This is a genomic window from Pseudomonas sp. GP01-A4, assembly GCF_058780865.1.
The window spans coordinates 18,293-25,892 of sequence record NZ_JBYSWF010000084.1 but is presented as its reverse complement, the minus strand read 5'-3'; the positions used below and the strand labels follow the sequence as shown (position 1 = coordinate 25,892).

At 64.5% G+C, this 7,600-nt stretch carries 6 protein-coding genes; 5 read left to right on the top strand and 1 reads right to left on the bottom strand.

Going from position 1 to position 7,600, the window contains the following annotated elements:
- Positions 1–107 precede the first annotated feature (107 nt).
- From AC3WKX_RS30620 to AC3WKX_RS30605, 4 genes are all read left to right on the top strand, one after another.
- Positions 108–617: a sigma-70 family RNA polymerase sigma factor gene (locus tag AC3WKX_RS30620; protein ID WP_102606099.1), complete on the top strand. Its 510-nt coding sequence runs from the start codon at positions 108–110 to the stop codon at positions 615–617.
- Positions 618–625: 8 nt separating this feature from the next.
- On the top strand, positions 626–1,585 hold the full coding sequence (locus tag AC3WKX_RS30615) for a FecR domain-containing protein (protein WP_102368723.1): 960 nt from the start codon (positions 626–628) through the stop codon (positions 1,583–1,585).
- A 91-nt stretch (positions 1,586–1,676) separates the two neighbouring features.
- Positions 1,677–3,470, top strand: a complete 1,794-nt coding sequence (locus AC3WKX_RS30610; RefSeq protein WP_102606098.1) for an ABC transporter ATP-binding protein — start codon at positions 1,677–1,679, stop codon at positions 3,468–3,470.
- A complete protein-coding gene (locus AC3WKX_RS30605) occupies positions 3,464–5,203 on the top strand; it encodes an ABC transporter ATP-binding protein (protein WP_102606097.1) in 1,740 nt (579 codons plus the stop codon). Before AC3WKX_RS30610 ends, AC3WKX_RS30605 begins: the two co-directional genes overlap by 7 nt.
- A 34-nt stretch (positions 5,204–5,237) precedes the next feature.
- On the opposite strand, the gene AC3WKX_RS30600 is transcribed toward AC3WKX_RS30605, so the two are convergent.
- Complete coding sequence (locus tag AC3WKX_RS30600; protein WP_102606096.1) at positions 5,238–6,977, bottom strand: dipeptidase; 1,740 nt, start codon at positions 6,975–6,977, stop codon at positions 5,238–5,240.
- Between the two features lie 329 nt (positions 6,978–7,306).
- On the opposite strand from AC3WKX_RS30600, the gene AC3WKX_RS30595 reads away from it, so the two are divergent.
- A partial coding sequence (locus AC3WKX_RS30595; RefSeq protein ID WP_173910813.1) for a Dyp-type peroxidase domain-containing protein occupies positions 7,307–7,600 on the top strand: 294 nt, incomplete at its 3' end.

Here is a 7,600-nt window from a genome sequence, read left to right as displayed (position 1 = left end):
CGCCATCCCCCCGCATTGCACCCGCAGCCCAGAGCCGATAGTCTTGCAAATCATTACCAGCCCAATCGCCCCAGCACCCCGGGCCCATTGGGTAAAAGGAGAGGTTTGTGAACATCGGACAGTTCGCCTTTCAACGCCAGGTTGAAAATCTATACGTCGACCACAACGCCTGGCTACGTACCCTGTTGCGCCGCAAGCTGGGCAACGCATTAGACGCCGCCGACCTGGCCCACGACGTCTACCTGCAACTCATGCGCAAGGGCCAACTCCCGCCCACCGGCGAATCCCGGCGGCACCTGACCCAGATCGCCAACGGCCTGGTCATCGACCTCTACCGCCGCCGCCAGATCGAATCCGCCTACCTGCAAGCCCTGGCCCTGTTGCCCGAACCCTGCGCCCCCGATGAAGAAACCCGCGCCCTGGCCATCGAGGCCCTGATCCAAATCGACGCCGCCCTGCACAGCCTGCCACCCAAGGCGCGCCAGGCCCTGTTGCTGTGCAAGCTCGATGGCCTGAGCTACCGCGAGATCGCCGCCGAGCTACAGGTCTCCGTCTCCTCGGTGGAAAAGTACATCGCCGCCGGCCTGCTGGCCTGCTACCAGACCCTGTACGGCTGACCCTCGCAATGTCGACCGAGCAGCCAATCTCCCCGGATATCATCGAGCGCGCCGCCGCCTGGATGGCCCGCCTGTGGGCCGATGACGCCAGCGCCGAAGATCACGCCAACTGCCTGCACTGGCGCGCCGAACACCCCCATCACGAACTGGCCTGGACGCGCCTGCTGGGCTTCGAACAAAAACTCCACAGCATCCCCGCGCCGGTGGCCAGGCACAGCCTGGCCGAACCCGACGCTCCCGACTCCCCCGATCGCCGGAGCACCCTGCGCCTGCTGGGCCTGTTGGTCGCAGCCGGTGGCCTCACCTACGGCGTGCGCCACACCGACGCCTGGCAACTGGCGAGTGCCGGCCATAGCACCCGCACCGGCGAAGTTCGCGAAGTGGTATTGCCCGACGGTACCCGCCTGGTATTGGGCTCGGCTTCAGCAATTGACGTGCAGTTCGATGACGACCAGCGCCTGGTGCTGCTGCGGGCCGGCGAGGTCTTCATCACGACCGCGCCGTCACCCCGGCCGTTTCGGGTGCAGAGTCGCCAGGGCGTGTTTCATGCCCTGGGCACGCGCTTCAGCCTGCGCCAATGCGACGACGGCAACTGCCAGTTGGCTGTGCTTGAGGGCGCCGTGCAGGTACAGCCCGACCATGGCGCAGGTGCGCGGGTGGAGGCAGGTCAAGGCGCCACGGTTTCCAGGGACACCGTGCAGCCGACTGCGGCGGTGACTGACCGCAGCATCGCCTGGGTCAAGGGCCTGTTGGTGGCCGATGGCACCCGGCTCGACGAACTGATCGCCGAGCTGGGACGCTACCGCCGCGGTGTACTGCGCTGTGCGCCTGAGGTGGCGATGCTGCGGGTCAGCGGTGTATTGCACCTGGACAATACCGACCTGGCGCTGGACAACCTGGCCGCCGCGTTGCCGATCCAGGTGGTGCGGCGCACCCGCTATTGGGTGACGGTCCGCGCCCCTGCCTGAAAATTCCTTGAGGTTTCGATTGAGGGTTTTGGCCGCTCGTTCGGAAGATAAGGTAAGGGCGAGCAAAGGCTCATTCAGTCAGGGAGACTTCATGAGTAACAAGGATGTGGCTGCGGCCAAACCCAGGGGGCGCGGCGCGGTCTCGCAAGTGTTGCGGCCGGTGCGCGGGCGACTGATCGCTGCGGCACTGCTGGCCGGTGTGGGCAGTATGCTGACGCTGGTGCCGCTGGGGGGCATTGTGCATATCGCCAGGGTCGCCCTCGGCGCGCCGTCGATGGCCCAGGCATCGGGCGAGGTCTGGTTGACCATCAGCCTCAGCCTGGCGAGCCTGTTCGCGGGCCTGCTGTTGATGACAGTTGCGGAGACGGTCGCGCACCTGGCCGACAACCACATCACTCGCCACTTGCGCCTGGCCATCGCCCAGCGCCTGAGCCAGGTGCCGCTGGGCTGGTTCACCGAGCGGGCGTCGGGCGAGGTCAAGCAGGCGATGCAGGATGACATCGGCACCCTGCACAGCCTGACTGCGCATTTCTACACCACCGTGGGCCGTTGTGCCGGGGCCGTGCTGCTGTCGGCGGCTTATCTGTTCATGGTGGACTGGCGCATGGCGCTGGTCTCGCTGTTGCCGTTTCCGGGGTTTTTGCTGTTTTTTACCCGGGCGATGAAAGCCAGCGGCAGCCACATGCAGTCCTTTGTCGAGCGCATGACCCGGGTCAATAACGCGGTGGTCGAGTTCGTCAACGGCATTCCGGTGGTCAAGGCCTTCGGTGCCACCGGCAAGGCCCACGCCAGTTACCGCAAGGCGGTAGATGAGTTCAGCGAAGCCTTCGTTGAGTTCACCCGGCCACTGGTGGGGACGATGGCCAATGCCAACGCGATGATCGCCCCGGTGACGGTGCTCGCCATGGTGCTGACGTTTGGCCTGGTGTTTGTCAGCCTGGGCTGGATCAGCGCGGTGGAGGTGCTGCCGTTCGCCATTGTCGCACCAGGCATTTGCGCGCCACTGCTGCTGCTGAGTTACATCATGCATGATCTGGACAACGCCACCGGCGCGGCCCAGCGCGTGCAGGCACTGCTGGCGACGCCGGTGCTGGCGCAGGTGGAGCCGGGGTGCGAACGCTTGCCCAAGGACGCCGAAGTACGCGTCGAAAACCTCGGGTACGCCTACGACCCGCAGCACCCGGTACTGTCGAACATCAGCTTTACCCTCAAGCCTGGCACCGTAACCGCCATCGTCGGGGCCTCGGGTTCGGGCAAGTCGACCCTGGCGCGCCTGCTGCTGCGGTTTTTTGACCCGACGGAGGGGCGTATCACCCTGGGCGGCGTCGACCTGCGGCAGATCGAGACCTCGCAGCTCTACAACCTGATCGGCTTTGTGCTGCAAGAGGTGCGCCTGGTCCACGCCAGCGTTGCCGAAAACATCGCCCTGGGCCGGCCCAGCGCCAGCCGCAAGGAAATCGAGGCGGCGGCACGGGCCGCGAATATTCATGAGTGCATCATCGGCTTGCCACGGGGCTATGCCTCGGTGATCGGCGAGGACGCGCAGTTGTCCGGTGGCGAGCAGCAGCGTATCAGCATCGCCCGCGCAGTGTTGCTGGCGCCGCCGGTGCTGGTGCTGGATGAACCCACGGCCGCCGCCGATGCTGCAAACGAGGTGGCAATCCAGGAGGCGCTGTCGCGCTTCGCCCAAGGGCGCACGCTGTTGGTGATTGCCCATCGCCTCGATACCGTGATGCACGCCGACCACATCATCGTGCTGGAAAACGGCCGTATTGTTGAACAGGGCACCCATCCTCGACTGATCGCGCAAGAGGGCCGCTATGCGCGCCTGTGGGCGTCGGGCGGTTACAAACAGACCCGCGAACAGGCGCTGCCGACATGCTGAAAACCTTTATCGAACTGTTGGGCGATGACGGGCCGGTCTTCCGTCGCTATGTCGGGAAAGTGATGTTCTACGGTGCGCTGTGCGGGCTGACCCTCGCCGCCCTGGTGCCGGTACTCACCGACATGCTCAACGGTGATCTGGCCGAAGCGGCGTTGTGGCTGGTGGTGTTCCTGGCGGCGGTGGCGACGTGTTGGGCCACGCGACGCGAGGTTGAAAAGGCTGGCGTCGCGGTGGGTGTGGCGGTGCTGCAAGGCGGGCGCCAGCGCATCGGCGACCATGTGGCCGAACTGCCTGTCGGTTGGTTCACGCCTGATAACACGGCGCGGCTCAACCAGGTGGTGACCCAGGGCATGATGGCCGTGGCTCAGCTGCCGGCCCATGTATTTACTCCGGTGCTCAGCGGCGTGGTGACGCCATTGGTGCTGGTACTGGCGTTGTTTGTGCTGCACTGGAAAATGGGCCTGATCGCCTTACTGGCGTTGCCGATTCTCGGCGGCGCGTTCTGGCTCAGCGCCCGCCTTGGGCGGCGCGCCGACCGGGCGTTCCAGCGCAGCTCGGCCGACACCAGCCAGCGTATGCTGGAGTTCGCCCAGTCGCAGTCGGTGTTGCGTGCCTTCAGTGGCGGCGGCAGCTCGGTGTTCCTGCAACGGGCGATCGAGCAGCAGCACGCGACCGGGGCGCGCCTGATCCTGCTGTCCGCGACCTCGATTCTGCTGAACATATGGCTGGTGCAGGTGGTGTTCGCGGCCTTGTTGATCGCCGCCGCGCTCTGGCTTGACGCTTACCTGGGAAATGCCTTGCACGTGGGCTCGGTGATTGCGGTGATGGTGTCGCTGTTGCTGGTCAGCCGCTTCATTGACCCGTTGCTGGAGGTGGCCGGCTATGGCGAAACGTTGCGCGGTGCCGGGGTGCAGCTTGAGGCGGTGCGCGAGATATTGGCCGCGTCGCCCCTGAAGGTGCCGAGCGCGCCGCAATCTCCACGGGATGCCTCGGTGGAGCTGTTCGATGTGAGCTTTCGCCACGCGGCCGGTTCAAGGGACGTGCTGCGCGGGGTGAACCTGCGTATCGAGCCCGGCAGCATGACGGCGCTGGTAGGGGCTTGCGGCTCAGGCAAGACCACGCTATTGCGATTGGTCGCGCGGTTTTTCGAGGTCAGCCAGGGCCAGGTGTGTATCGGTGGCGTGGACGTGCGACAGATGTCCGGCGAGCAGCTCAACGCGCAAATCAGCCAGATCTTCCAGGACACGTACCTGTTCCAGGGCAGCGTCGCCGACAACATTCGCCTCGGCAAACCCGACGCCAGCGACGCACAAGTGTTGGAGGCCGCGCGGCAGGCCGGTGTGCAGGCGATTATCGAGCGCCTGCCCATGGGCCTGTCGACCACGGTGGGTGAGGGCGGGGCACGCCTGTCCGGTGGCGAGCGTCAGCGTGTCGCGATCGCCCGTGCGTTGATCAAGGGCGCGCCGATCCTGCTGGTGGACGAAGCCACGGCAGCACTGGACGCCGAGAACCAGGCGGTCATCGCCGAAACCCTGGCACGCTTGCGCGGCACATGCACGCTGATCGTGATCGCGCATCAGTTGTCGACGGTGGTGATGGCCGACCAGATCGTGGTGCTCGATGAAGGCCGGATCGTGGAGCAGGGCACGCCTGAGCAATTGACCGCAAGGCAAGGGCGCTATGCCCGGTTCCTCGCGCAGCGGCGGGCGTCGAAAGGCTGGCGTATCGCTTAGTGGACCCGCCAGGGCGGCGGGTCCGAAGGGCAGGTCAGAGCTTCGGCAGTTGCCCGATGCGGCCCATCATTTCGGTGACGATCTGCAGGTCCAGCAGGAACTGGTCGACGGTCTTGAACTCGTTGTCGGTATGGCCGGTGTACTTGACCTCCGGCCGTGCCAGGCCGAATTGCACGCCGTTGGGCAGCTCATGCACCGAAGTAGCGCCGGCAGACGTGCCGTACTTGTGCTCCATGCCCAGGTTCTCGCTGGCCACCGCCAACAGCGCCTTGACCCACTCGCCCTCAGGGTTGCGGTACATCGGCTCGGCGATCGAGTAATCGAAGGTCACAGCCACGTGGTTTTTCTTGGTCCAGGCGCTGAGCTTGTCGGCGATTTCGGCCTTGAGTGCTTCCGGTGACTTGCCCTTTGGCACCCGCAGGTTGACCGCCAGCTTGAAGGTAGTGTCATCTTCGCCCACATAGGTCAGCGAGGTGGTCAGCGGGCCCATGAACGCATCGGAGAAGCCCACGCCCAGCTTGGCGCCCAGGTAATCCAGGCCCCAGTTGTTGGCGGCGTAGTGCGCGGCGTCGGTGAACTGGTTGTGCTTGAGCGCGACCTTGCCGTCGAGGCTGTTGAGGAAGTCGAGGACCCTGGCTACCGGGTTCACCCCGGATTCCGGTTCGGAGGAGTGGGCGGACACGCCAGTGACGGTCAACTGAACGTCCTTGCCGACGACCTTGGCCGCCACTTCAAAGTCGCCGCCATTGCGCTTGGCGTATTCGCTGCCGGCCTTTTGCAGGCTGGCGGCCAGTTCGGCAGGCTTGTCGCTGAGCAATGTCACCACCGACGCCGACGGAATCTGGTTGGTGGCCTTGCCGCCGGTCATCGAGATGATTTCTGCGCCTTGGCCTTCAGCCTTGCGCTTGGGGAACTTGGCCATGACCGTGCCGTAGCCTTTCTCGGCGATCACCACCGGGTAGCCGCCGTCCAGCGCCAGGTTGTAGTTGGGCGTTGGGTTGTGCTCGAAGTAGTACGGGATCGCGTCGCCGGAGGTTTCCTCGGTGGTGTCCACCAGCAGCTTGAAATTGCGCGCCAGCGGCAGCTTCTCTTCCTTGATCACCTTCATCGCGTACATCGCCACCACGATGCCGTTCTTGTCATCCTCGGTGCCGCGACCATACATCCGGTCGCCGATCAGCGTGACCTTGAATGGGTCGAGCTTGGTGCCGTCCTTGAGTACCCAGTTTTCCGGGGTTACCGGCACCACGTCCGCGTGAGCGTGGATGCCGACCACTTCATCGCCGCTGCCTTCCAGGGAAATCTCGTAGACGCGGTTGTCGATGTTGCGGAAGTTCAGGTTGAACGACTCGGCCAGGCTCTTGATCTTGGCGGCGATCTTGATGAACTCGGGATTGTCGTGCTGGGCCACGCCGGCGACCTGGAAGGTCGGGATCTCCACCAGCTCACGCAGGGTTTCAGTGGCGGCCGCACCGTACTTCACCCGCGCATACAGGCCCAGCAGGCGATGGATTTCATTCTGCTGGTCGGCGGTCAGGTCCTTGTTGTCGAGAAAGGCACTGATGGCCGGGCCGAGGTTGTCGCTCTTGGCCACGTCACTCTTGGCCAGGCTGGCGAGGAACTGCCGGAAATCCTTGACCGAGGCATCGCTGAAGGTCTTCAGGATGACGGCGTTCTGTTGTGGGGTGAGGTTGGCTTGAGCTTGGGTGGTGAACACCGAAAGGCTGGCGGCCATCAGGGTGGCTACGGCCAGTTGCTTGAGGGAAAAATCCATTGCTGGGGGCATTCCTTTGCAGGGAGTGAGTGAGAAATGTCTGATCGAAAGGTCAGAAACAATTTCACACACTACCATCGGGAGGGCGCAAGAGGGGAGCCCCCGTTGTGGGATTTGTCCGGAGGAAATGTACAAGTGGCGCATAAACGAAAATCCAGTGTGGGAGCTGTCGAGCTTTAGCGAGGCTGCGATAGCGGTGGGTCAGGCAGCATCAATGTTGACACTGATGCCGCCTTCGCAGCCTCGCTAAAGCTCGACAGCTCCCACAGGGTTAGGTGGTCTGCTAATCTGCGCTCGTTGAATCTCGACCGCCACCCGTGGACCTCTCAATGACATCGCCATCCGATCAAAACCTTGAACCCCAATCCGTCTGCAGCCCGATCACCAGCAGCGCCATTTTCATGGTCGCGACCCTGGCGCCTGGCCGTGACTCGGCTGAGGCGGTGCGCAGCTGGTGCGCCGATATCGCCGGCCTGGTGCGCTCGGTCGGCAAGCGGGTGCCAGCCGGCAACCTGACGTGTGTCGCAGGGTTTGGCTCCAAGGCGTGGGATGCGCTGTTCGGGGGGCCGCGGCCAGCAGCGTTGCACCCGTTCAAGGAAGTGGGGGTGGGGGGGGGGGGGGGG

What these genes read in the sequence shown, in the direction of transcription:
- AC3WKX_RS30615 (WP_102368723.1), top strand. Translation starts at nt 626, where the DNA reads ATGTCGACCGAGCAGCCAATCTCCCCGGATATCATCGAGCGCGCCGCC.
- AC3WKX_RS30610 (WP_102606098.1), top strand. Translation starts at nt 1,677, where the DNA reads ATGAGTAACAAGGATGTGGCTGCGGCCAAACCCAGGGGGCGCGGCGCG.
- AC3WKX_RS30605 (WP_102606097.1), top strand. Translation starts at nt 3,464, where the DNA reads ATGCTGAAAACCTTTATCGAACTGTTGGGCGATGACGGGCCGGTCTTC.
- AC3WKX_RS30600 (WP_102606096.1), bottom strand. Translation starts at nt 6,977, where the DNA reads ATGGATTTTTCCCTCAAGCAACTGGCCGTAGCCACCCTGATGGCCGCC.